Source organism: Blautia fusiformis (genome assembly GCF_020686995.1).
GTDB classification, from domain to species: Bacteria; Bacillota; Clostridia; order Lachnospirales; family Lachnospiraceae; genus Blautia_A; species Blautia_A fusiformis.
In genome coordinates, this window is the sequence record NZ_JAJEPT010000014.1 from 80,741 (window position 1) to 104,409 (window position 23,669).

21 protein-coding genes are annotated in these 23,669 nt (G+C 46.3%); 2 read left to right on the top strand and 19 right to left on the bottom strand.

Annotated elements, in window-relative coordinates:
- Nucleotides 1-121: 121 nt before the first annotated feature.
- From LKD46_RS12560 to LKD46_RS12625, 13 genes are all read right to left on the bottom strand, one after another.
- The gene (locus tag LKD46_RS12560; protein ID WP_227574191.1) at nt 122-1,462 is read right to left on the bottom strand and encodes an MBL fold metallo-hydrolase; all 1,341 of its coding nucleotides are present in this window, start codon (nt 1,460-1,462) and stop codon (nt 122-124) included.
- 84 nt (nt 1,463-1,546) lie between these two features.
- Nucleotides 1,547-2,041, bottom strand: a complete 495-nt coding sequence (locus LKD46_RS12565; protein ID WP_227574192.1) for a GNAT family N-acetyltransferase — start codon at nt 2,039-2,041, stop codon at nt 1,547-1,549.
- A gap of 161 nt (nt 2,042-2,202) precedes the next feature.
- Entirely contained in the window at nt 2,203-2,967 is a 765-nt protein-coding gene (locus LKD46_RS12570; RefSeq protein ID WP_227574193.1) for an ABC transporter ATP-binding protein, read from the bottom strand.
- Complete coding sequence (locus tag LKD46_RS12575; RefSeq protein ID WP_227574194.1) at nt 2,967-3,770, bottom strand: ABC transporter ATP-binding protein; 804 nt, start codon at nt 3,768-3,770, stop codon at nt 2,967-2,969. Before LKD46_RS12575 ends, LKD46_RS12570 begins: the two co-directional genes overlap by 1 nt.
- A gap of 1 nt (nt 3,771) precedes the next feature.
- Entirely contained in the window at nt 3,772-5,328 is a 1,557-nt protein-coding gene (locus tag LKD46_RS12580) for an ABC transporter substrate-binding protein (protein ID WP_227574195.1), read from the bottom strand.
- 46 nt (nt 5,329-5,374) lie between these two features.
- A complete protein-coding gene (gene nikC / locus LKD46_RS12585) occupies nt 5,375-6,244 on the bottom strand; it encodes a nickel transporter permease (RefSeq protein ID WP_110102741.1) in 870 nt (289 codons plus the stop codon).
- Nucleotides 6,241-7,185: a nickel ABC transporter permease gene (nikB, locus tag LKD46_RS12590; RefSeq protein WP_118607856.1), complete on the bottom strand. Its 945-nt coding sequence runs from the start codon at nt 7,183-7,185 to the stop codon at nt 6,241-6,243. Before nikB ends, nikC begins: the two co-directional genes overlap by 4 nt.
- Before the next feature lie 132 nt (nt 7,186-7,317).
- Nucleotides 7,318-9,267 (bottom strand): dipeptide ABC transporter ATP-binding protein, encoded by a 1,950-nt coding sequence (locus tag LKD46_RS16605; RefSeq protein ID WP_270485909.1) that lies wholly within the window; start codon nt 9,265-9,267, stop codon nt 7,318-7,320.
- A gap of 25 nt (nt 9,268-9,292) precedes the next feature.
- Nucleotides 9,293-10,879, bottom strand: coding sequence for an ABC transporter substrate-binding protein (locus LKD46_RS12605; protein ID WP_227574196.1), 1,587 nt, complete (start codon nt 10,877-10,879; stop codon nt 9,293-9,295).
- A gap of 94 nt (nt 10,880-10,973) precedes the next feature.
- Nucleotides 10,974-11,891 (bottom strand): ABC transporter permease, encoded by a 918-nt coding sequence (locus LKD46_RS12610; RefSeq protein ID WP_227574197.1) that lies wholly within the window; start codon nt 11,889-11,891, stop codon nt 10,974-10,976.
- The gene (locus tag LKD46_RS12615) at nt 11,885-12,877 is read right to left on the bottom strand and encodes an ABC transporter permease (protein WP_227574198.1); all 993 of its coding nucleotides are present in this window, start codon (nt 12,875-12,877) and stop codon (nt 11,885-11,887) included. The genes LKD46_RS12610 and LKD46_RS12615 overlap by 7 nt, the downstream gene beginning before the upstream one ends.
- Nucleotides 12,878-13,293: 416 nt before the next feature.
- The gene (locus LKD46_RS12620; RefSeq protein ID WP_227574199.1) at nt 13,294-14,211 is read right to left on the bottom strand and encodes a LysR family transcriptional regulator; all 918 of its coding nucleotides are present in this window, start codon (nt 14,209-14,211) and stop codon (nt 13,294-13,296) included.
- Between the two features lie 4 nt (nt 14,212-14,215).
- Nucleotides 14,216-16,657, bottom strand: a complete 2,442-nt coding sequence (locus LKD46_RS12625) for a methyltransferase domain-containing protein (RefSeq protein ID WP_227574200.1) — start codon at nt 16,655-16,657, stop codon at nt 14,216-14,218.
- Between the two features lie 256 nt (nt 16,658-16,913).
- Between LKD46_RS12625 and LKD46_RS12630 the strand changes: the two genes are divergently transcribed.
- Entirely contained in the window at nt 16,914-17,549 is a 636-nt protein-coding gene (locus LKD46_RS12630) for an endonuclease III domain-containing protein (RefSeq protein WP_138276663.1), read from the top strand.
- A gap of 47 nt (nt 17,550-17,596) precedes the next feature.
- Nucleotides 17,597-18,130, top strand: a complete 534-nt coding sequence (locus LKD46_RS12635) for a DUF3877 family protein (RefSeq protein ID WP_118514100.1) — start codon at nt 17,597-17,599, stop codon at nt 18,128-18,130.
- A 209-nt stretch (nt 18,131-18,339) separates the two neighbouring features.
- On the opposite strand, the gene LKD46_RS12640 is transcribed toward LKD46_RS12635, so the two are convergent.
- From LKD46_RS12640 to LKD46_RS12660, 6 genes are all read right to left on the bottom strand, one after another.
- Nucleotides 18,340-20,151: a DUF6320 domain-containing protein gene (locus tag LKD46_RS12640; RefSeq protein WP_227574201.1), complete on the bottom strand. Its 1,812-nt coding sequence runs from the start codon at nt 20,149-20,151 to the stop codon at nt 18,340-18,342.
- Nucleotides 20,117-21,349 (bottom strand): alpha/beta hydrolase, encoded by a 1,233-nt coding sequence (locus LKD46_RS12645; RefSeq protein ID WP_331465974.1) that lies wholly within the window; start codon nt 21,347-21,349, stop codon nt 20,117-20,119. Before LKD46_RS12645 ends, LKD46_RS12640 begins: the two co-directional genes overlap by 35 nt.
- 76 nt (nt 21,350-21,425) lie before the next feature.
- Nucleotides 21,426-22,232: a DNA-3-methyladenine glycosylase family protein gene (locus LKD46_RS12650; RefSeq protein ID WP_118514104.1), complete on the bottom strand. Its 807-nt coding sequence runs from the start codon at nt 22,230-22,232 to the stop codon at nt 21,426-21,428.
- Entirely contained in the window at nt 22,229-22,519 is a 291-nt protein-coding gene (locus LKD46_RS16915; protein ID WP_330575552.1) for a helix-turn-helix transcriptional regulator, read from the bottom strand. Before LKD46_RS16915 ends, LKD46_RS12650 begins: the two co-directional genes overlap by 4 nt.
- Nucleotides 22,416-22,682 carry a cupin domain-containing protein gene (locus LKD46_RS16920; protein WP_330612735.1) on the bottom strand — a complete coding sequence of 89 codons (267 nt, stop codon included), beginning with the start codon at nt 22,680-22,682 and terminating at the stop codon, nt 22,416-22,418. Before LKD46_RS16920 ends, LKD46_RS16915 begins: the two co-directional genes overlap by 104 nt.
- Nucleotides 22,683-22,975: 293 nt before the next feature.
- Nucleotides 22,976-23,419 (bottom strand): HD domain-containing protein, encoded by a 444-nt coding sequence (locus LKD46_RS12660; protein WP_227574202.1) that lies wholly within the window; start codon nt 23,417-23,419, stop codon nt 22,976-22,978.
- Between the last annotated feature and the right edge of the window lie 250 nt (nt 23,420-23,669).

Below are 23,669 nucleotides of genomic sequence, written 5' to 3' on the forward strand. Positions count from 1 at the left end.
CTGTTTCAAAATTTTTCCTCCTGTATTAAACCTATATTATTCACGGCATAGCCGTGAATAATATAGGTTACATTTACACAATTATTTCAATATGTGACATGTAGTATGCCTTTTTTACAGATCAGATATCTTTATAATAAGCCGGTGAGATCACGTCATACTCCCTACAGGAGCATCCGTTCTCATAGCTGTCACAGCAGTCACAGTTGGAACAATACATATGCGCGTCATTAATATAAAATAAACCGCCGTACTGCATGGAAGTGCGCTGATTCTTGGATTTCTTTTTGCTGTTGTCGTAGTAGGCTCCGTTGGGGATCATCATATTCTCCGGGGAGAAGCTGCTGAAATCAAAGAAATGGGATTCCGTACCATGATGTGGTACCTTGATACACCAGTAATGCTCATGAAGCGGAATCCTGCCATCATAGTTTTCTGCGATCATCCTCATGTACTGTGGCTGTACATCTCCGGTAAACAGAAGGTTCAGCTCTCCGTCTCCGGTATTCTGAAATGCCAGACTGATCTTGTGACGGAACTGACGCAGAAAATGCCCCTGTTTTTCCGCACTTTCCAGAAGTGCCTGAAATTCTTCGGTTGCCTGTAATTCACGGAATTTCTTTTCCAGCTTTTCCGGTTTGAGGCGACGTGCTCTCTCTTTTTCGGCCTCTTCCGGAGTCTCTGCTGTATCCTCAGCTGCTGCGCCTGTACTTTCCATTATAAGCTCCAGCTTCTCCTGCGTATATCCTTCGTTTTCCCCACCAGGCTCTGCCTGTCCTGTCAAAGAGCGCTCGGATTCCTCTGTATCCTCTTCCACCAAAGATGCCTCAGACAGTGGAGCAGATTTCGGCTCTGCTTCCGGCGTCTCCTCTGTCATGGACAAAAACAGCTGACGTACCTCCTCCGCAATGTTCACAAGCTCGGTCATTGCATTTTCATGATTCTCGATCAGGGAATTAAATACATCCTCCGTTTCCCGGCTGACTTCACTGAGATCCGGCCAGAGTGCCGTATATTTTCCCTCAAACTCTGAGCCTCTGGATAAAAGGTCGATCTTTACCTTTCTGGCGCAAAGAGCTTCTGCAAGGGCAAAAAGGCTGACACGTCTTCCGGGAAGGCTGGCCTTTTTTGTCACATCCGCAAGAAGCAGAAGCGCCAGTGTGTATTTCATTTCCGGACCGGAAAATACATCCGGAAGATAGATCTTTTCAAATTCGTAGGCATCTCTTCGATAACGCATCATATAAAGCAATCCGGAAACATGGTCCGGATGAAAATGTGTCAGAAGCAGATTTTTTTTGCGGATAGTAGTAAGGTCTGAGATGATCACATCAAAGACCTCTCTCCGTGGCCGCCCTTCGATCTTGCTGTTGGCTGCCCCGAAATCCACAAGCAGGCTGCTTTTTCTGTCACGGATACAGAAACAGTCCCCGAACCCCACATTGTACATTCGTATTCTCATTTATTTTTCCTCTGGTTTCTTATTCAGCTGACCTTTGTTTCTGCAGCTGACTCTTCTTTTTTCTTCTGTTGCTGTCTTCATTTCTCAGAACCAGATCTGCATATCATACCAGGTTGCTCCGCCATGACAGGAATCTGCCACACCCAGCTTCTTCAGTCCGTGGCTCTCATAGAATGGGATCATATGCTCCTTGCAGGTAAGGATCAGGGCTTTTTTTCCACGCTCTTTCGCAAGCTCCTTGAAATATTCCACAAGCTCTCCGGCGATCCCCTGATGACGGTATTCCGGGATCACATTCAGTCCGAATACAGTCTGGATCTCCCCGTCCTTTCTGTGAAGAGTGATATCATGATAAAATTCGTCCGGAAGTACCGGTTTATCTGTGGTTCCTCCGTTGATAAATCCTACGATCTGATCGTTCTTTACCGCTACTACAAAGTTCTCCGGGAATGCTTCCATACGGTTCACAACGTCCTCATGGCTTGCTGCTTCCGCAGGTGGGAAACAGATTGCCTCGATTTCTGCCAGACGGTCTGCCTCCTTTGGATCTGCCAGTCTGATCTGTAAATTTTCTGCCATTTTTTGTGGTCTCCTCTATATTATTTATTCCGTTTTCATTCGGTTTTGGTTCTTTTTTAATTATATCGGGTGAGGGAAAATGCGTCAACGTGTAACATACAAAAAAGCCCTCAGTATTCGCACTACTGAGGACTTCGTTCTTTTGTTTTTATCTGTCATTATCACAGCACCGACCGGATCAGCTGCTCCGTATACTCTGTCTTCGGATGCTCAATGATCTCTTCCGGTGTCCCTTCCTCTTCCACATGTCCGTCATGCATCACGATCACCCGGTCGCAGAACAGCTGGACAAGGGCCAGGTCATGGCAGATAAAAAGAAAGGATAGCTGGTTTTCTTTTTTTAACTTCTGAAGCAGCTCCATGATCTGTTTCTGCACAGTCACATCCAGGGCGCTGGTTGCTTCATCACAGATCAGCACTCTGGGTTCCACAGCCAGAGCTCTGGCAATGGCCGCTCTCTGGCACTCCCCTCCGCTGACCTGATGGGGATACCGATCTGCATATTCCGGAGTCAGTCCGCAGGTAAGCAGAAGCTTTTCCACACGGTTCCTGATTTCCTTTTTACTTATCCCCATATTCCGGAGACTTTCCCCGATTCCGTCCCCAAGAGTGCATCTGGGGTCAAAGGATTCTGCCGGTGTCTGAAAAATCATCTGCATTTCCCGGTAGATTTCCCGGAGATTTTTTCCCCTTGCATGTGTGATATCCTTTTCCATGAGAAAAATTTCTCCGGCGGTGGGTTCTGTCAGATGTGTGATCATCTTCGCCACAGTGCTTTTTCCTGAGCCGGATTCACCTACGATTCCTAATACTTCCCCCGTTTTCAGAGAAAAGCTTACGTCTTCTACAGCCGTGAAGGATTTTTTACCGGTGGTGAAGCTTTTTTTCAAATGACGTACTTCCAGAATGTTTTTATTTTCTGTCATCATCTGCCTCCATTTCCGGTACCTGTACGTTTCAGACGAGGTACCGAACTCATAAGCTCTTTTGTATAGGGATCCTCCGGATCTGTCAGAACCTGAGCTGTTTTTCCGTATTCCCTCACCTTTCCGTTTTTCAGTACCAGAACCTTATCTGCCATTTTTTCCACCACACCGATGTTGTGTGTGACAACGATCATGGCTGTTCCGTATTCCTCACGCATCAGCAGCATTTCCTCAACTACCTGTTTCTGTATGGTTACATCCAGGGCACTGGTAGGCTCATCTGCCAGAAGAAGCGACGGATTCTGCAGCATGGAAATACAGATTCCCACACGCTGATTCATACCGCCGGACAATTCAAATGGGTAGCTTTGCAAAACACGTTCCCCATCCTTGAGGCCAATCTTAGCCATCATCCGGACGGCGCGCTCCGCACACTCTTTACGACTGATCCTTTCATGCTCCCGCATACTCTCATAAATCTGATCGCCCACGGTGCGGATGGGACAAAGGGCTGCTCCTGAATCCTGAAAGACCATGGCGATCTCAGGACCCAGAAGTCTGCGTAATTCTTTTTCCGGCATATCCACCACATTTTTTCCTTTGTACCAGATATCTCCTTCTGTCACCATGCCTTCGTTTCCCAGAAGTCCCATGATTGCCTTGATGATGGTACTTTTTCCGCTTCCGGATTCACCTACCACCCCCAGGATCTCCCCTTTATTCAGTTTCAGATCCACATCATGTACAACCGGTTCTCCGTTGTAGCAGATCGTCACATGCTCAAGCTTCAACAATGATTCCATCTTATTTCACTTCCAGATCTGCCGTGATCTCGTAATAATCACATGGATGAGCAGTCAGCCCTGATACATTTGACTTTGACACAAGCCCCATGTTCAGATGAGAAACAAAGAAATACGCATCATCATCCAGAATGGTCTGCTGTGCTTCCACAGCAAGCTTACCTCTCTCATCTGTATCAAAGGTCTCATGCAGCTTCGCTACGATATCATCAAGATCCGAATTGCTGTATTTGCCATAATTTTTGGCAGCGTCAGATACAACTGTACTTGTGAAGAAATATTCCGGATCACCGGTAGGTGCAGTTGTAAGCGAGCTTACATATACATCAAATTCTCCGTTCTTCGCATACGTCGCATGATCTGCTGTATTGTTAACATTGACCTCAATTCCGATGTCCTTTAAAGTGGACTGTGCATATTCTGCAAGCTTAGGCTGTTCCAGACGGGTTGGATAGGTCAGCCATGTGATGGACAGCTTCTTTCCGTCCTTATCTGCATAGCCATCTCCATCCGTATCTGTCCATCCGGATTCTTCCAGAAGCTTTTTCGCCTCTTCCGGATCATAGGACGATGCCTTTACTGCATCGTTTCCATAGGAAAAGCTGCTTGGGAAGGCTCCCACTGCCGGAACACCTCGTCCCTCCATGATCACACTGCAGAAGCCGTCCTTATCGATTCCCATCTCAATGGCTTTTCTCACATTCTGATCCTGCATCAGTTCAGACTTCATATTAAACTGTCCGAAGAAACATCTGCTTGTTGCTACAGAGCTGATCTGATAGTCCGGATTTCCATCAAAAAGCGCATAGTTATCATACTGAAGTCCATAGGTTCCCTGTATATCGCCTGTCTGTAATGCTGCTGTCAGGGCACTTCCGTCTGAGAAGGATTTTACGATAACGTTGTCTACCTTTACATCTCCGCCCCAGTAATCCTCATTTTTTACCAGCTTAATCTCTGTTGGAGATACCTCTGTTGCAACATAAGGGCCTGTTCCTGCCACATTTGCAGAGCCGCCCTCTCCCTGTACGCCATAATCCATATCAATGATAGCACCATATGGATCACCGAGATAATTGATCAGTGCCGGACATGGTTCGGAAGTATGGATCGTTACTGTCATTCCATCTGCTTCGATCTTATCGATCTTCATATCGTAAGGTGCACGGTCATGGTTTGCGATCAGATCCTCCAGGCACTCCTTTACCGCTTCTCCGTCCATGGTTCTTCCGCTGGAAAATTTCACACCGTCACGAAGAGTGATCTTTACTGTATTGTCGTCTGTAAATTCATAGTCTGTAGCAAGCCATGGCTCTAACTCCATGTTGTCATTGTACTTAAACAGTGTTTCTCCTACGCCATAACGAAGACAGCTCCATCCGGAATAATTGTCGTGAGGGTTTAATCCTGCATCTCCCATTTCTTCACTGTATCCGGTAGTTCCGTAAACAAAGGTAGTTCCTTCACTCTTTTCTTTGCTTTTTGCTGCTGCCGGAACTCCTGTCATGCTCATGACCATTGCCGCTGCAAGCACTGCTGCCAGAATCTTTTTCTTCATAATCTCTGCTCTCACTTTCTGTGTTATGTTTATTTATAAGTGCCTGTTATCCTCTTCTCCTGTTTCGTTCTTTCGGATCCATATAATCCCGGATCGTATCTCCCAGAAGATTAAAGATCATTACCGTAATAAAAATCGCCATTCCCGGCGCAAGTACCATCCACGGTGAAATCTGCAGCATACTTCTTCCATCGTTGATCATACTTCCCCATTCTGCCATTGGAGGCTTTACCCCAAGCCCGAGAAAGGAAAGTCCTGCCAGCTCCATCATCATGGTTCCGATGTCAAGAACTGACGTAACAAGTATGGGGCCTGCAATATTTGGAAGGATATGTTTGAGCAGAAGCTTTCCTGTACTGCTTCCGGAAAGCTTTGCCGCCATAAGATATGCAGAGTCCTTCTGAGTCAGCGTAAGCCCTCTGGCAAGTCTTGCAAACTTCGGCCAGCTGATCACCGCCAGGGCAATGATCGCATTTTGGATACCGCCTCCCAGAACACCTGCTACTGCCAGGGCAAATACCAGTCCCGGGAAAGCCAGGAACAGATCGGAGATACGCATCAGAACGGTATCGGCTTTGCCGCCCTTCCAGCCACAGAAAATACCAATAGCCGTTCCCACCACAGTGATCACCGCAACCAGGAGCAGCGTTGCATAAATACTGGTCGTGCTTCCTATGATCACACGGGAAAGCATATCTCTCCCATAACGGTCTGTCCCGAGCAGATGCTCCGGTCCCGGCGGTTTCTGGGCAAGTGCCAGATCCTGGGCATAAGGATCATAAGGACAGAGATATTTTGCAAATGCCGCTACAAACAGAAGCAATGCTGTGAGCACAAGAAAAAAGACAAGCTTTGCTTTTGTATGATTTTTCCGGATCTTCTGTTTCCGGACTGTGATATTATTTTTTCCACTCATGCTCTGTCACCTCCAAGTCGTACTCTCGGATCCAGATAGTGGTAAATAATATCTGTCACCAGATTTACCAGAACATAAATGACCGCCATCCATGCCACATAGGCCTGGATGATCGGATAGTCACGCATGGTGATCGCATCTACCGCCAGTTTTCCGACACCATCCCACATAAAGATATTTTCCACAATGGCAGTTCCTCCCAGAAGATTGCCGATGGACAGCGCCAGCAGTGTGATGATCGTCAGCATGGAAGCCTTCATTACACTCTTCCAGATGATCACACGACTGCGGATCCCTCTTGCCCGGGCTCCGGTCACATAATCCTTATTCAGTTCTTCCAGAACCGTGGCACGCACCTGTCTGGTATATTTTGCAGCCATGGAGATCGCCAGTGTCAGTGTCGGCAGAATAATACTCTGTCCGAGATCTGCATTTGTGACTACCGGCAAAACGCCCAGCCTGATGGACAGAAAATACATCAGCACCATGGCAGCAAAAAAATTCGGCATGGAATTGCCGATAAAGCTTAAAAGTCTTATCAGATAATCTACCCATTTGTTGTGCTTTACTGCTGACAGGATTCCCAACGGGATCGCAAGAACAATTGTAAGAAGGATCGATGACAGAGTCAGCATCATCGTTGCCGGAAGCTTTGAAATAAAGGTTTCATAGACATCTCTGTGAGACACATAGCTCTCTCCCATATCTCCGGTTGCCATTCCCGCAAACCAGGTAGCATATTGTACAAGGAATGGTTTATCAAGGCCATATTCCGCCTTTGCATTGTCAATGACCTCCTGGGATACTGCAGAGCCTGCATTTTCATACATATAGGTTACTGCATCTCCGCCGGCAAGCCGCATCATGGCAAAAGAAAGAAATGTGATCCCGATCAGGACCGGGATCAGCTGCAGCAACCGTTTTATTATATATTTTCTCATATTTTCCTCTCCGCACTTTGTTTCTCAGTATTTCGAATAACAAAAGTTTAACAACACGGCTGTTCTGCCACAACCCCGGCGGGGGGATTTTTCACATTCCATTTTGTCATACATATGTATTCCATTATGCTCTTATATTCTCACACAGTGACATGCGGATAATTCTTTCCAGCCCTCTCCAAGCGACTGTAGCTCTTCATACTCGATCAGCCTTCGTTTTCTCTCTTCCAGCGGATCCGGGATATGGATCGCAGAAAGCAGGGACTGTGTATAAGGATGCTGCGGATTCTCAAAAAGCTCTTTTGTAGGTGCCATTTCTACCAGCTTTCCGTTTTTCATCACACCTGTTGTATCGCTTAAAAAACGTACCATTGACAGATCATGGGCAATAAAAAGAAAAGAAAATCTTTTTTCCTGCTGAAGCTTTTTAAAAAGCATGACGATCTGTGCCTGGATAGAAATATCCAACGATGCGATCGGTTCATCCGCAATGATAAGACGTGGTTCCATGAGAAGGCTTCTTCCTATGGCAACTCTCTGTCTCTGTCCGCCGGAAAGCTCTCCCGGCTTTTTCGACAGAATGCTTTCATCCAGTCCTGTCTCCTTCAGGATTTCCCGAAGCCTGTTTTCCAGCATTTCTCTGTCACGGATCCTGCGGCTGATCTTTACAGGCTCCAGCATGATCTGCCGTATGCTCATTCGGGGATTCAGTGCAGCGCCCGAATCCTGAAAGATCATCTGGATCTCAGTCTGCATTTTCTTCCGCATTCCGAAAGGATCCTTTTTATCCGGCACTCTTTCTCCCTGATAAAAGATCTCCCCGCCTGTAGGCCGGTAGATTCCTGCAAGCGTTCTGGCTGTCGTGGATTTCCCGCAGCCGGTCTCACCCACCAGCGCCATGATCTCACCTTCCCGGATACTGAAGGAAACATCATCCACTGCATGGATCGTATAATCGGAACGGATACGGAAATGCTGCTTCAGATTTCTGGCTTCGATCAGTACAGGCGCCTGTTTCTGTTCTGTTTTCTGTAAAAATGACGCTTCCTTTTTATCCGGTTTCTGTTTACGGCCGCTGTTTTCCTGTAATCTGTCCTTCAAAATGGAGGGCATTTCTATTTTTGGAGCTCTTTCATCCAGAAGCCATGTGGCTGCATAATGCGTATCACTGACTTTAAACATCGGAGGAGTCTGTTCATAATCGATTGCCAGCGCCTGGGGATTTCGAACGGCAAACGCATCTCCCGGCGGAGGATCCAAAAGAGAGGGCGGCATTCCGGGGATCGGATTCAGCTCCCCTTTTTCACCTGCAAATACAGGCAGAGAAGACAAAAGTCCCCAGGTATAAGGATGCCGGGGATCATAATAAACCTCTTCCGCTGTCCCGATCTCAATGATCTTTCCTGCATACATAACTGCAACTCTGTCTGCGATCCTTGCAACAGCTCCAAGATCATGAGATATGAACACAATACTGATCCCTGTTTTTTCTCTCAGCTCAAGAAGCAGATCCAGAATCTTTGCTTCCACGGTTGCATCCAGTGCTGTAGTCGCCTCATCGGCAAATAATATTTCCGGATCACAGGCCAGTGCAATAGCCAGAACACAACGCTGACGCATTCCACCGGAAAAAAAATGAGGCTGCAGGCCATAGCGCTGTTCTGCATCCGGAATTCCTACCAGCTTCAGCATTTCCACAGCTTTTTTTCTGGCCTCATCCCTGGATACTTTCTGATTTTTGATGATAGCCTCTGTGATCTGTTTGCCAACAGGAATCGTTGGATTCAGCGTCAGCATAGGGTCCTGGAACACCATGCTTACCTTACTTCCGCACAGCTTTTCCATTTTTTTTCTCTTATAAGCTGTGATATTCTCTCCGCAGAGACTGATCTCTCCGCTTTTTACATGTGCATTCGGTGGCAGAAGCTTCATCACACTACGGCACATAACGGTTTTTCCACATCCGGACTCACCTACGATACAAAGTATCTCTCCTTTTTTTACCGTGAGATCAACATTCCGGACGGCCTGTACCTCGCCGTCCGGTGTGTCAAAGCTTACCGAATAGTTTTTTAATTCCAAAACGGTTTCCTGCATGATCTTTTCCTTATTTTGTAATGGTCCAGTCTTCAATATTCCACATAACACCTACGGAATGATGTCCCAGAACACGTGTGGTATCCAGTCCGTCAAGTCCGGAAACGCCTACATAATCTCCCTGGAGATAAGCAACCAGAAGGATTCCAGGTGCCTCGGCGTATGCCTTTTCGAATTCACTGTAAGCCTCTTTTCTGGCTTCCTCAGTCTCACCGTGACGGCCTTCCTCAAGATATTTGTCCACATCTGCATTGGAATAATGCATGTTATTTCCACTTGCGTCGGTTACAAAGTTTACATATGCCATATCCGGGTCAAACTGTGTTGAATAACCTGCAAGGAATCCATTGTATCCTGCATCCCAGTCAAATTTGGTAACAAGCTTTACTTCCATTTCCACGCCAGCCTGCTTCAGCATATCAGACATGACATTGGCAATATCCACACGCTCTTCTTCGTAATCACGTACCTGGATGGTAAAGTGGAATTTCTGTCCGTTCCTCTCATAGATCCCATCATCACCTTTTTTCCATCCCAGCTCTTCCATCTTCTTTGCAAAGGTATCCAGATCATAGGAGTAGATATTAGCTTCCTTATCTGTTCCGAGAGGATTTCTCTGGATCGGGCTGTATGCCGCCTCTCCCTGTCCTGCAAGAACACCTGCAATAATGGAATCCTTATCCAGCGCATAATTCAGAACGCCGATGGAATCTCCGTTTTCCTTCCAGAAATCTGTGCTCATATCCATGGCAGCTCCACGGTAATCTGCTGTGGTGAACTCCCAGTAATTATATCCGTCCTTATCCTTGAACTGAGAAGCATAGTTGGAATTCAGCCATGCAAGATCCGCCTCGCCGGACTGGAGCATGGTTGCCTTTGCAGTCTCATCCGATACTGTACGGTATACAACGGTTTCAATATTCGGAACCTTTCCGTAATAATCTTCATTTCGTTTCAGTGTGATCATTCCGCCGGTAGCATCCCAGTCTTCAAATTTATAACGGCCTGTTCCCACCGGATTCTGATTAAAGGATGTAGTATTCACATCCTCTCCTTCCAGAAGATGCTCAGGAAGGATTCCCATGGTAAAGTAATCCAGCATGGCAGCATCATACTGATCCAGTGTAAAGATCACAGTCTGATCATCCGGTGCCTCAATACCTGTAATGTCCTGGTAATTGCTGGTGATGCTGGCTCCCAGAGTTTCATCCTCTGTAAGCTCCTTATAGGTGTATACAACATCCTCTGCATTGAAATCTTCTCCATCATGCCACTTAACACCATCTCGAAGCTTAAAAGTATAGGTATTGGTATCCTTGTCAAAGGTATAGCTCTCTGCAAGATCCTCTACCGGCTTTCCATTGGCATCATATTTCATCAGTCCTGAAAAAATAAGATCCGGAAGCTCATCATGGTTATTCAGAAGGGGATTGATCGTACTTTCTGACTCACCTGCATATACCAGAGTTTTGTTTTCTTCTGCCGCAGCTACGGTTACCACACTGCCTGCAGTTGCTCCTGTACATGCTGCGGTCACTGCTGCCAGTGTTATCGCCGCATATTTTCTTCCATAGTTGTTTCCTGTTCTCTTTTTCATTCTGTTTTCCTCATCTTTCCTTATTTTCAAACCGGTTATCCACACTTCGGAATGTTTTATCACGGTTTGCGTCCAAATATTTTTTCTGACTGCATCAGAGATTGCTGTAATGATTATTTACCTCACTTCTCACAAAGCTTCCCATACTGGTAATGCACATTAAAGTAATGACCAGAAAAACTCCCGGGATCACGATCACCCACCAGGTATTCATGATCAGTGCTTTATTTGCCAGCGAGAGCATACTTCCCCAGGAAACTACATCTGCCGGAAGCCCAAGGCCAAGAAAGCTTAAAGTAGATTCCATGGTAATACAGCTGCTTATCGAAGAGATCACCACAAACATGATCGCCGAAACAAAATTCGGTATCAGATGGTGATACATCACATATCCAAAACTTCCTCCGCAAAGTCTTGCATACATCACATAATCACTGTTCCTTATCTGCCGCACTTCACTTCTTACAATACGTGCCAGTGCAAACCACCCGGTAATGCCGATGATCACAGATATGCTGATCACATCATTGGCCTGAATAACCGCAGACAGGATCAGGATCAGCAGAAGGGTCGGAATACTTCCGCACATTTCCGTAAAGCGCATCATAACCGAATCCACCTTTGGACCTGCTGTTCCGCTGATGCATCCGTAGGTAACACCAACCAGGGTAATGATCGCCGCACCCAGAAGTCCGATCACCAGAGAAACCCTTCCGCCATACCAGATCAGTGAATAAATATCTCTTCCAAGCGAATCCGTTCCAAAGATAAATTCTTTTCCCGGCGGTGTATTCAGATTCTGAAGATAAAAACCTGAGGGATCATGATTTGCCACAACATTCGCAAATACACAGCCCAAAACGATCAGAAAAAGCAGGAACAGGGAAAATACCGGTTTCCCCTTCAGCCTTTCCCGAAATGTTTTTTTCCGTTTTTCAGATTCATGCTGCTTCCACCCGGCACCAACTACCTGAAAAAGCTCAGCTTCTGAAAGCTTCCGGTCAGCTACCATACCCTCACCTCCGAATCCTTCATTCTTGGATCGATCTCTTCATTGACAGTCTGTGCAACAAAGCTGCTTAAAAATACGATAAATCCCGTGATCAGCACATCGATCATCAGCAGATTATAATCATGATATTTTGCAGATTCCACTGCAAGGTTTCCAATTCCCGCATAATTGAAAACAGCCTCCACAGTTACAGTCCCACCGGTTACATGGGGTACCGAAACTGCCATGATACTCACGATCGTCGGCATTACATTTCGAAGACAATGCTTCCACAGGATCTTTCTTTTGGAAAATCCCTTGGATCTGGCAAGAAGTACATAATCCTTCCGCACCTCATCCAGGAATTTGTTGCGTATCATATATGCGTAATACCAGAGATGGCTGAAGATCATTACTACCAGCGGAAGGATCATATGCTTCATACGATTGCCGATACTATCTGACATTCCTACATCATAGGCACCGCTGCTTGGGAACCATCCAAGATTTACACTGAAGATCAGGATCAGTACCACACCAAGCCAGAAAGCCGGCACATAATAGGCTGCTGTTCCGATCTTGCAGATCAGCCGGTCGATCCACTGATCCTCATGGAGCGTACAGAATATGGCGATCAGAACTGCCAGTATAAAGATCACAATATAAGCAATTCCTCCCAGCACCAGAGTATTTCCGATCAGCGGTCTGATCACATTCATAACCGGCTGCCTGTATTTCAGCGACAATCCGAAATCACCATGGGCTACATTGGTAAACCACCTTACATACTGTACCCCGATTCCCTGATCCAGTCCTAGTCTCGTTCTGGCCGCAGCCACTTCCTCACTGGTCATCATTTCCAGGGAATCTCCGTAAAAGGACTGCAGGGGATCTCCCGGTGCCAGTCTCGCCAGCCAAAACACCACCACAGACAGCAGAAACATAACCACAGCAAGCAGAAGGATCCGTTTCAGGATCCGGATGACGAGTTTATTTTCTTTGTTCATAATTTTCCTTTCCCACTGCCCTTTACAGTTCAGACAGACATTCGCATTCCGCCCTGCTGCATTCTCATGAACACAAATCACTCCACGATTTGTGTTCATATTTCAAAAGCAGTTATGACATCCAAAATCATAACTGCTTTTGAAAGGGTCGTGTTATTATTCGACAAAACATTTGTATGCACAAATAGGAGTGCGCGGAGGTTATGTGCATCACAGTGTTTTTATATACAGCACGCGGAGTGTGCTGCTGATATTATTTTATCATTTAACAGATTTCGGACAACCCCGGTACGGGGATATTGGACAGTCGGGTTTTGCATGGATATGTATTCCATATAAAAAACGGGACTTTTCTGTATCAGGAGCCTGTGTCCCGTGCAGAAAAATCCCGTCTGGTCTTTTGCTTTATTCTTTTATCACTTCCCGGAAATCTGAAGCCTTTCCTTCACGAATCCCAGAAAATCCTTTCCCTGTTCACTGAGCTCTTCACCTCTCCGACAGATGCACCCGTAAACAAGTTTCTGGCCTTCTCCCGGAAATGTATATTTCACGGAGGAATATCCCGGATCACGGCCGGAAAGATCCGCACCACTGATATTACACAGCTCTCCGGAGCCAAGAAGACGTTCCACGATATAATCACTGTTTGTTACGACTACAGTCTCTGCCTCCACTGCGGAATGACCGTTTTCCTCTACAAGGTTCCGGTAATTATCCGGGGAAAATTCATCGGGAAATCTCTGGATCAGCCTGAGCTGGGACATATTAAAATCTCCCTCATCTGCTGTATCTGCTTTCCCTTTCCCGGTATAAATATTTACCTCGGTTTCCGTCAGCTGCTCAAATTCCAGGTAATTCCGGGAAAGAAAATACTGGAACGCTGCCAGCTGATTCTGCATCACATAGGCGAATCCCATATCATCCTGTCTGGCTTTCACACGTTTTATGATCTCATGGGTGTCTGCTGCGTAAACCTGATAATGAAGATCATCGCACTTATGTGCTTCATAATACGTTACGAAGGTATCCGCAAACCAGGAGCTGGGATGAAAGCATACACACAGGCTGCTTTTTGCAAGTGGCTGTGCCTGCATTTCCAGTTCATCTATATTTTCCAGGATCCTCTGCACATGGATAAATGCACGCTCTCCTTCCGGTGTCAGCTCTATGCCCTTTGCATGACGGACAAACAGCTGGGTACGCATATCGTCTTCCATGGAACGGATCACCTTGCTTACATTGGACTGGGTAGTAAAAAGCAGCTCTGCGGCCTGGCTGAAAGAACCTGTTTTTGCGCAGGCCGCAAAATACTGGATCTGTTTGATATTCAGCATAACCTTACCCCTGTTTCTTTGCAAAGATCAAAAACATCGGGGTCGAATTGTAAAACTCATCTTTTTCGATATAAATACGCTTACTGATTCCAAGGTCAAAGGAAAATTCTTCCACGCCCATGCGTCCCAGTGTTTCCAGATCCCAGGCCGGGCGCAGGAAAGAACTGATCGGAAGCTGACGCTTGATATCCTCGCACTCCTGCATTAGTTCATCCTGGATCTGATGATGGGCATGATTTTCCGGAAGATCTGCAGTATCCGCAAAATCTGCTGCTCCATAGTTAGCGTCCAGGTTGATCATCACTCCGCCAGATTTCAGCACACGGAACCATTCCTGGTAAGCGTGTTCCGCATCCGGCAGTGTCCAGGTAAGGTTTCGGGATACGATCACATCAAATTCCTCATCCGGAAAATCCGGAGCTTCTGCATCCATCACCATAAACCGGCAGTCTGCTTTTTCTTCCTCAGCCAGCTCCTTTGCATGAGTGATCATATCCGGCGTCAGATCGATCCCGATTACCTGATGGCCCTCCTTTGCAAGAAGAATGGTAAAAAATCCGGTTCCGCAGCCTACATCCAGGATCCTGAGATTCTTTTTCTCCGGCAGATACTTCTTAAGCTCAGCCATCCAGCGGCCTGCAAGTGCACTGTGAAGCTCTGCTCTTCTCTGTTCCAGAAAGCTGTCGCTGCGCCTGGTCCAGTACTGAGCGATCCTTGTTTTCCGCTCATCTTTTTCTCTTACGATATTTCCGTAGGTGATCACAGGGCCGCCTTCCACAACCTGAAGGCTTGATACCTGATAAAGGATCACACCATCCATGTCTGCACGACAGATTTCCTGGACATTTCCCTCATAATCACGGATCTCTCCGAGATACTCATCCTGATGAACGATATCGCCTGGTTTCTTGACCGGGTACCAGAGACCGTTGACACTGGCGCACTGATATCGGACATCATCCATTTTCAGCGGATAGTAGGTGCTGTGAGAACGGATTCCGTTGTAAGCTCCAATGCTGCAGAGAATGTTTCGCACATCGCGGCGCATGGAGTCTACTTCTTCACGCTCCCAGGTTCCCATGCAGCCACGTTCCAGAAGGACTGCCGGAATGTCACAGGTACTTGCCGCGTAATTGTAGGCGCCGCCTGTGCTTACATTTGACTGTACCATATATGGGACATCAACCTGCTCTGCCATTTTTCGGGAGGCTTCCACAATCTCCGGCTTTGCAACGCCTGCAAAATATACATACGGAGTCAGTTCCTCGTAATCGTCACCGCCGTGAAGGTCGATATAATAATCTGCTTTTTTGATCAGGGATTCTGTGATGGCTGCTGCCAGGCGCTCCATTCTTGTGCCATCTTTTTTGCCAGGGAAAACACGGTTCAGATTTTTTCCGTCTTCCCAGCTGATGCTGCCTGCTCGCTTCTCAAAGTCTTGCCTGTTCAGCACTTTTACCAGAACCAGCTGTCCGTTAACTTTTTCCGGATTCAGTTTTTTTGACAGCTCGATCAGGGTCTGGATCCCCACATATTCTCCTGCATGAAGTCCAGCTGTGACAAGGACGGTTTTTCCCGGATTTTTTCCACGGATAATGGTTGCCGGAAGAGTAAATTCTCCATCTCCGAGCTCAAGAAATCCTTCTGTTTTTTCTCCTGCCGCAACCGGAAGATTCAGGAAATGATCCGGTTTCACACCGGTTACCATAAACATTGGTGTGGACTGATAATTCAGTCTCTCTTCCTCACTCCAGACCGTTTTCCATATTTCTGTGTCTGTGCGGATTCCAAGAAGTCCTGCTTCTCTGAGAGTTTTTACGTCCCAACGGGGACGGCTGATCTTTGACAGCGGTACCTGGAGGGCAATCCGTTCCATGCGCTCAATATCTGTACAGAGATAGTGATCATCCAGGCTGTTGTTTTCCACATTTTTCCGGTCGTTTTCGTAGGCCTTACGCTGTTCTTCCTCATAAAGATAGCCGTACCAGTTGGCATCAAAATTCAGAAGCCTTCCTCCTGCCTTCAGTACACGGACCCACTCCCTGTAGGCAACATCAGGATGCTCCAGATTCCAGGTAAGATTTCGTGAAATGACCACGTCAAAGGTATTATCCTCAAAATCCAGCTTCTGTGCATCCATCCTCCAAAAACGGATGTTCCGGCAAAGGTCTCCCGCATTTTCCTTTGCCTTTTCCAGCATTCCTTCCGTATAATCTACTGCATCTACATGATATCCGGCTTCTGCCAGGATCACAGGAAAAAATCCGGGACCTGTTCCGATATCCAGGATACGGATCTCTTCCTTGGGCTTGTCCGGAAACTGACTGGTCAGTACCTTAAGCCATGCGTTTTTCTGCGTTCCCGCAAGCTCTTTATGATTCACTTCGGAGTACCCTTCTGTACGGGTGCTCCAGTAAGATTCGATTTCATCGAGAAGTTTTTCCACGTTGATTCCTCCGCACTTTTCTATTCACGTGAGGGAAATCAGGTCCCCCACAGGTCACGTTTAATGTACCAAATTGTCAGGGTATTAACAAGCCCCTGGGGGGGATTCCCCACATTGCTCTGCCGATAAAATTTCCGAATGCCAAACACTGCTTCCGTACTCCTGTCCACCTTGTAATTCTCCGAATGCTGTGGTATCATCCTGGCTGTAGTAGTTCAGTAATATAACCGAAATTGAAAGGATGGTTCATATACAAATGACAACACAGGAACTGGCCTATGAAGTTATCAGCCGTTTAAAAAAGGAATATCCTGATGCAGACTGTACACTGGATTATGATGATGCCTGGAAGCTTCTTGTAAGTGTCCGTCTGGCAGCTCAGTGTACCGATGCCCGGGTCAATGTAGTAGTTCAGGATCTCTATGCAAAATACCCGGATGTGGCAGCCCTGGCAGCTGCAGAGCCGGAAGCGATCGAAGCCATTGTACGTCCCTGCGGCCTTGGAAAAAGCAAAGCCCGGGATATCAGCGCCTGTATGCGCATTCTCCACGAACAGTATCACGACAAGGTACCAGAAGACTTTAACGCACTTCTGAAGCTTCCCGGTGTGGGCCGAAAAAGCGCAAACCTGATCATGGGTGACGTATTCGGCAGGCCTGCCATTGTAACAGATACTCACTGTATCCGCCTTTCCAACCGCATCGGCCTTGTCCATGACATGAAGGATCCGAAAAAGGTGGAAATGGCTCTCTGGAAGATCATCCCTCCGGAAGAAGGCAATGATCTCTGCCACCGTCTTGTCAATCATGGAAGAGAAGTCTGTACAGCGCGGACAAAACCTTACTGTGACCGCTGCTGTCTCAATGATATCTGCGAAAAAAATGGGATTTGAATGTATGCAGTTCAATAAACCTTCAGACCCCGGAAAGGAAAAACATAATGAATTTCAAAAAACTGGAAAATAATCTCCTGGACATGATCCAGGAACAACAGGTAAAGATCGGATACATGAGCGGAGTCACCCGTTTTTATTATCCGCTGCAGTCTCTGAACCGCCTTCTTGGCACAGAGCTTACGGAAGAAGAAATGCAGCATGCAATGGAAGAATTCTCAGATTATGCCTGTGACCGTCTTGGAAAAGTAACGGCTTCTTCCAAAAACGGACGTTTCTGCATCACCCTGCCGCCTCAGGCCTCGGACTACGTTCACGAAAACCGAAAGCCAAGTGAATTTCTGGTACGCTTTATAGGCACAGTTGCCCGTCATGGCTGTACTCTGGATGAAGTGATGGACGTTTTTCATGCTTATTCCGACCATGTACACGTGGAAAAAACAACCGGAACCGGATTTGATTATCTTGTATATTTCGAAGACGGGATCCCAGATGACTACCGGTATTGTCTGTCCCTGGAGGGTGAGCATATGATCTATCATAAGTTTACACCGGAGGACTATGAAGATTTCGGATTCTGATCTTAGAACACCGGACAAGTTTCCACCCACTGCTTATTGCTTTTCGCAACCCTGCAGGAGATTTCCTGGATTTGATTAAAAAACCGCCGGTCTGCAGACAGATCGTAAAGCGGACATTCGCAATCCGCTTCGCTACTTGCTCATGAACGCAGTCGCTTCGCGATCTGCGTTCAAAAAATCCTCTGCAGATCGACGGTTGTTTTTATTTTCTATGCCCGGAACTTCTTCTGCATCTCCCGCACCATATCTTTCCTCTTAAACAGAAACAGCCATACCAGCATCAGGAAACTGACGCATATGCAGATCAGCGACGGATACAGCACCGTCACCACACCGGCAGCCAACAGGATCACAGGAATCACTCCTCCGAAAGCTCCTGCTTCCAGAAGATAGATCATATACTCCGCCACCTCCAGCTTCTGTACCGCAGTGATCACCCACATGGAGCAGATCACAGCAAGCGCAGCCAGAGGAAGCAGATAATCCACAGACCAGCCACGCCAGCCGGTAAACACATCCCAAAGCACTCCTGCAACAGCTGCGATCACCAGCTGCCACATCTCATTCTTCAGAAGATTCCTCCGCTTCACATAAGCCACTGAAACCATCAGCCAGGTGCAGAACGCCCCTGCAGTCACAAACCAGGCCCAGCCTATATGACCATCCAGCAGATAATCGATCAGATTGCATACCACAGCCAGCACAATACACAGAAACGTAAAGCTTTCAAAAAGCTTCATCTGCTGCTTCTGCTCCTCTTTCTGTCCCGGAAGATCATTCTCCCGAATTGTACAGGACACCTGCTCATTTTTCAGTCTCTCCACAAAATTCCGCTCAATATTTCCATTGGGGATCTTGGACGTAAAACTTAAAACCATCTCATCTCCAAAAGAACAGGAACACAGCTGCAGACTATCCGTGCTTGCAAAAAGTCCGAATCTCTGAATATATTTCCGATATTCCTCCGGCATCCGGATGATCCCCACATTGGAATAGATCGCCGTGATTGACCTTCCTCCCAGAGTTGTCCCGGCAAGAAGAAACGGGGTTTTGATCTCCAGTGGTACCAGACGCAGGATCGGATTCTTCTCCAGGCTTACCAGATCATTCAGCTTTGCTTCGATCACGTCCTTACTCAGTTCCTTTGCAAACTGCTCCTTTACGGATTTCAAAATATCCTCAAAGGCTGTATCAGACTGAAAATAACAGCTGATCTCAATCCATCCGAAAAAATTTGCCATAGACCGGGATGGAAAATAATTTCTCAAATTTACCGGGATCATCAGACCAATGGGCTTTTTCGCCTGATTCTGAGGCACTTCTTCATGGATCGCCCAGATAAGCGCTGCCGTAAGAAAAACCGTGATCGACACACCGGCCGCTTTTGCACGGGCGTGGATCTCTTTTACCGGAATACAGACTTCCGTAATACTCATATCTTCCTGCCTGAGCTTCTCACCTTTTAGCTGGAAGGCAGGCTTCTTGGACTCTCTCTTTCTTGGCGCATCGGAGGAATAATACTGAGAAAAGCTGTCCTCCTCCATATCCCTGCCCGTAATGTTCTCATCCGGAAAAAGCTCCGGAAACTCTGCGGATGGGTGCGTCTCCTGAAGATAATTTTTCACCAGCTCCATCAGAAAATGCATGGCTCCCGTTCCATCCGTCAGCGCATGAAATACCTCGAAATTGATCCTGTTCTTATAGTAACTCACCCGAAAAAGAAGCGTTTTTTTGTCCGGAATATAAAGTCCGCTGCAGGGTGCACCTGCTTCTTTCTTTACCACTGCCGGAATATCACGTCTCTCGAGATAAAACCAGAACAGTCCCTTTCTTAAAACTGCACGGAAAAGAGGATATTTTTCCAGTGTCCTCTCCAGGGCTTCCTGCAGTGTTTCTTCTTTTATCTCTTCTTTCAGTTCACAGTAAAAACGAAATACCCTGGTGTCATTCTTTCCTGTCACCGCCGGGAACGCCAGCGCCGCGTTGTCAAGTTTTCTCCACTGTGCATATTCGTTCTTCATGATGCTTTCCTTCTTCCTGTTCCTCTGTTTCCAGAAAACGATTTACATATGCAAAGCTCTCCTGCACATGCAGAAATTTGATTCCCAGTGCAAAATACCCATGAAACGCACCTGCGATCCTGTGCACTTCCACACGATTTCCCGCTTCCTTCAGCTTTTCACCAAATGCCTCTCCTTCATCCCGAAGAGGATCGAACTCAGCGGTAAGTATCAGTGTATCCGGCATATTTCGAAGATCCTTCTCCAGGATCGGCGCAAAATATGGATTCCTCCTGTCTTCCGAACAACTCTCATAGAGTTTCAGATAATCTTCCATCTTCTCTGCTGTGAGAAGATAGCCGGTTCCGTTTGTTTTTACGGATTCAAAGGGAGAGTCTTCCGTATAACAGTTGTTCAGTGCCGGGTAAATAAGGATCTGTTTTTTCGGAAAAAATTCTCCGCGGTCTCTGGCCATCATACATACAGCCGCTGCCAGATTTCCGCCTGCACTATCTCCCATAATGGTGATACGATCCGGATCCGTATTCAGAAGAAAACGATTGGTGTAAAAAATCTTCGCAGCTGCATAACAATCCATCAGTCCCACCGGGAAACGGTATTCCGGTGCCAGCCTGTATTCAACAGACGCCACGATCTGACCGGTAGACTGTGCCATTCTGGCACAAACCCGCTGATAATTCTCTACACTTTCCGTAACCCAGCCACCGCCATGGAAAAACAGGATCACCGGTGGTTTTTTTCCGGAGGCGGCACCGTTTTCCATGTCCTCTTCTGTTGGAAAAAACAGACGGATCGGCACTTTATAGTCTCCGTTATAAACTTCCGCATCCAGTGTCCTGTAAAAGATCCTCATAGGATCCATCTTCTTAAGATCTGCCAGCTTTCTGGAAGCCTCCACTTCGATCCCGCCATAGGAAAGAGCATGGAGCACTGTCCGCACGGCACGTGGCATAGCAGTTTCTCTCCCGGTCGGAATGCCCGGAACTATGATCGGGCGGCTTCTTCTGTTTTCTTTTCTTGTATAGATATATTTTGTTTCTGTTCCATATCTTCCAGGAATGCAGACTTGTTTCACGCAGGTACGCCTGTAGGCAATCCTCTTCAAAATCTCATGATCTGTACGGATGATCACTTCCGTTCCCTTATAGCCCCGGATATAATATCTGTTTTCTTTCTTTTTTATACGTGGTTGTCTCAATCGCAGTAAATATTTTCTGATTACTTTTTCCTCCGTGGATTTTTCCTTTATTTTCACCTATGATAGCATCCGCAGTCTATGAGTACAAGTCATAGTAAAAAATATACTGCTGCATGATCCCACGCATTCCTCTGTATCTGCGGTTGGGAAATCCTCTTTTGTAATGCACGTCCATGACCTGACGGATGTGGGTATCTATGGGAAAAGCATCCATATGATGCAGTGCAAACAGGCAGATACACTCAGCTACCTTTTCTCCCACACCACAGAGCTTCATCAGCTCCTTCTTTGCCTGATGGTAACGCATATCATAGATTTTTTCCAGAGAGATCTGGCCGGATGCAATGGTCCTGGCCGTTACTGCGATATATTTTGCCCGGTATCCCAGACCGCATCCTCTTAACTCCTCTTCCGTTGCCTGACTCAGCGCCTCTACAGTCGGAAAAGCGTAGTATTCCACACCTGCAGATGAAATTTTCCGCTCTCCGTATTTCCGGCAGATGGTTTCGATACATTTGCGGATACGCTTGATATTGTTCTGCTGAGATATCAGAAACGTAACGATCATTTCCCAGAGATCCTGTCTTAATATCCGTATCCCGTCTCCTGCTTTTATTGCGGCGCCCAGATATTTATCCCGTGGATTAGCCGCATTCATGTAAGCTTCATAATCCGTATCCAGATCAAAATAAAGCACCCAGTAACAGATAAACTCCTCCTGAGAGCAGCAAAATTCCACCACTCCGTCTTCCTGATGCATTTCCAGATACTGGTCTCCCGCCACCATGGAAAAATGTCCGTCTCCAAGCTTTTTCATCCGGAAACACTGTCCGGAATCGCATATTTTATCAAGGCTGAAATGTTCCAGTTCTACTGTGATCATGTCTGTTCCTCTCGTAAATATTTTTCCTTATATAATGTTCTGTATTCTCTTGGTGTCATCCGGTACCGTTCCCGGAATACCCGGTTAAAAGTCCTCTGACTTTCAAATCCCGCATTCATACAGATATCCGTAATACTTTCATCACTACATTCCAGATGGATCGTCACATAATTCAGTCGCTGCTCATTGAGAAACTGATTGAAATTCCGGTGAAAGGTTCCGGAAAAAACTCTGGACAATGTGAACCTGCTGATGCCCAGATCTCTGGCCATCCGATCCAGAGACATCTCCCTCCTCCATATGATAAAGCTCCTGTCCCATACCAAGCTCCAGAGTTCCCTCTGTGATATAGATAAACTCTATGGAGTTATGAAGATGGGGTGAAGCATGGGCTGAGGTCCGCAGATGAATATGGAGATTCTTCTTTTTTTCTTCGTACACTGGAAACATAGATTTTTCTCTCCGCAATATTTGACTACTTTTTCTGTGTTTTTGGCACGTAATATTTCCGAGAGTTTATTATAATGCATTTGTAAGTTAAAGAAAAGAGGAGGAAAACAAAATGAAAAAAATCATAGAATTTATCAAATATGCGATCAAATGCTACATGGAGATCAATGCAAGAAATCCATACTTCCGCTAAGAAGATCCACAATAATATCTGAGGTCACGGATATTTTGTGTGGACCATGCGCATGAAAAAGCTGAATAAGGGTCAATAAATGACTTGTGCGAAAATAATATCACCTGGCATCATGAAGTATCTCCAAAGCCCGTTTATATCTTCCATGCAGCCGTGATATCTGTTCAGCAGACATATTTTCGCAGTCAGAAAGACGTGTTACATCAGAATTGTGGAGCAGATCAGCCTGCTTCACTTTTTTTGCGATCGGATTTTTCCGAAGATTCCGGATATAATCGAAATAATTCATATTCTTATCTCTTGTAAGACAACGTAATGCCTCCACAACCTCTTCCGGAAATTTTCCGGTAAGATCCTCAAATGTGATCTCTGTATCTTCTATCACATCGTGCAGAAGTGCCGTACATACACTGAGTTCATCATCCATTTGCTCTGCTACATGAAATGGATGAAAGATATAAGGTGTCCCGCTTCGATCTGTCTGTCCATGATGTGCCTCGTATGCCACCTTCATAGCTTTTTTCGTCAAAGCTGTATAAATCATAGCTGTGCCCCCCGTCAGGTCTTTCGAACCCCCGTTCATACTCTGTATTACACAGTATAGCATCTATATTTCCTACATACAAGGATAAAAAGTTTTATATATCTATCATTTTTACTTATATACGACAATTTTCTGATTATAATATCCTCAAAACTCTGCTGTTCTTGTTACTTTTCACTGGTAATGTTCCGCGAGGTGTTTTTTGTGAGCGAAGGTCACAGAAAACCCGAGACATACCGCGCGAATTTAT

Coding starts and splice junctions, on each gene's coding strand:
- LKD46_RS12560 (WP_227574191.1), bottom strand. CDS start 1,462: ATGAGAATACGAATGTACAATGTGGGGTTCGGGGACTGTTTCTGTATC.
- LKD46_RS16920 (WP_330612735.1), bottom strand. CDS start 22,682: ATGTTTCCAGTGTACGAAGAAAAAAAGAAGAATCTCCATATTCATCTG.
- LKD46_RS12565 (WP_227574192.1), bottom strand. CDS start 2,041: ATGGCAGAAAATTTACAGATCAGACTGGCAGATCCAAAGGAGGCAGAC.
- LKD46_RS12575 (WP_227574194.1), bottom strand. CDS start 3,770: ATGGAATCATTGTTGAAGCTTGAGCATGTGACGATCTGCTACAACGGA.
- LKD46_RS16915 (WP_330575552.1), bottom strand. CDS start 22,519: ATGTCTCTGGATCGGATGGCCAGAGATCTGGGCATCAGCAGGTTCACA.
- LKD46_RS12615 (WP_227574198.1), bottom strand. CDS start 12,877: ATGAACAAAGAAAATAAACTCGTCATCCGGATCCTGAAACGGATCCTT.
- LKD46_RS12580 (WP_227574195.1), bottom strand. CDS start 5,328: ATGAAGAAAAAGATTCTGGCAGCAGTGCTTGCAGCGGCAATGGTCATG.
- LKD46_RS12640 (WP_227574201.1), bottom strand. CDS start 20,151: ATGAAGAACGAATATGCACAGTGGAGAAAACTTGACAACGCGGCGCTG.
- LKD46_RS12610 (WP_227574197.1), bottom strand. CDS start 11,891: ATGGTAGCTGACCGGAAGCTTTCAGAAGCTGAGCTTTTTCAGGTAGTT.
- LKD46_RS12660 (WP_227574202.1), bottom strand. CDS start 23,419: ATGATTTATACAGCTTTGACGAAAAAAGCTATGAAGGTGGCATACGAG.
- nikB (WP_118607856.1), bottom strand. CDS start 7,185: ATGAGAAAATATATAATAAAACGGTTGCTGCAGCTGATCCCGGTCCTG.
- LKD46_RS12650 (WP_118514104.1), bottom strand. CDS start 22,232: ATGATCACAGTAGAACTGGAACATTTCAGCCTTGATAAAATATGCGAT.
- LKD46_RS12605 (WP_227574196.1), bottom strand. CDS start 10,879: ATGAAAAAGAGAACAGGAAACAACTATGGAAGAAAATATGCGGCGATA.
- LKD46_RS12620 (WP_227574199.1), bottom strand. CDS start 14,211: ATGCTGAATATCAAACAGATCCAGTATTTTGCGGCCTGCGCAAAAACA.
- LKD46_RS12635 (WP_118514100.1), top strand. CDS start 17,597: ATGAATTTCAAAAAACTGGAAAATAATCTCCTGGACATGATCCAGGAA.
- nikC (WP_110102741.1), bottom strand. CDS start 6,244: ATGAGTGGAAAAAATAATATCACAGTCCGGAAACAGAAGATCCGGAAA.
- LKD46_RS12570 (WP_227574193.1), bottom strand. CDS start 2,967: ATGACAGAAAATAAAAACATTCTGGAAGTACGTCATTTGAAAAAAAGC.
- LKD46_RS12630 (WP_138276663.1), top strand. CDS start 16,914: ATGACAACACAGGAACTGGCCTATGAAGTTATCAGCCGTTTAAAAAAG.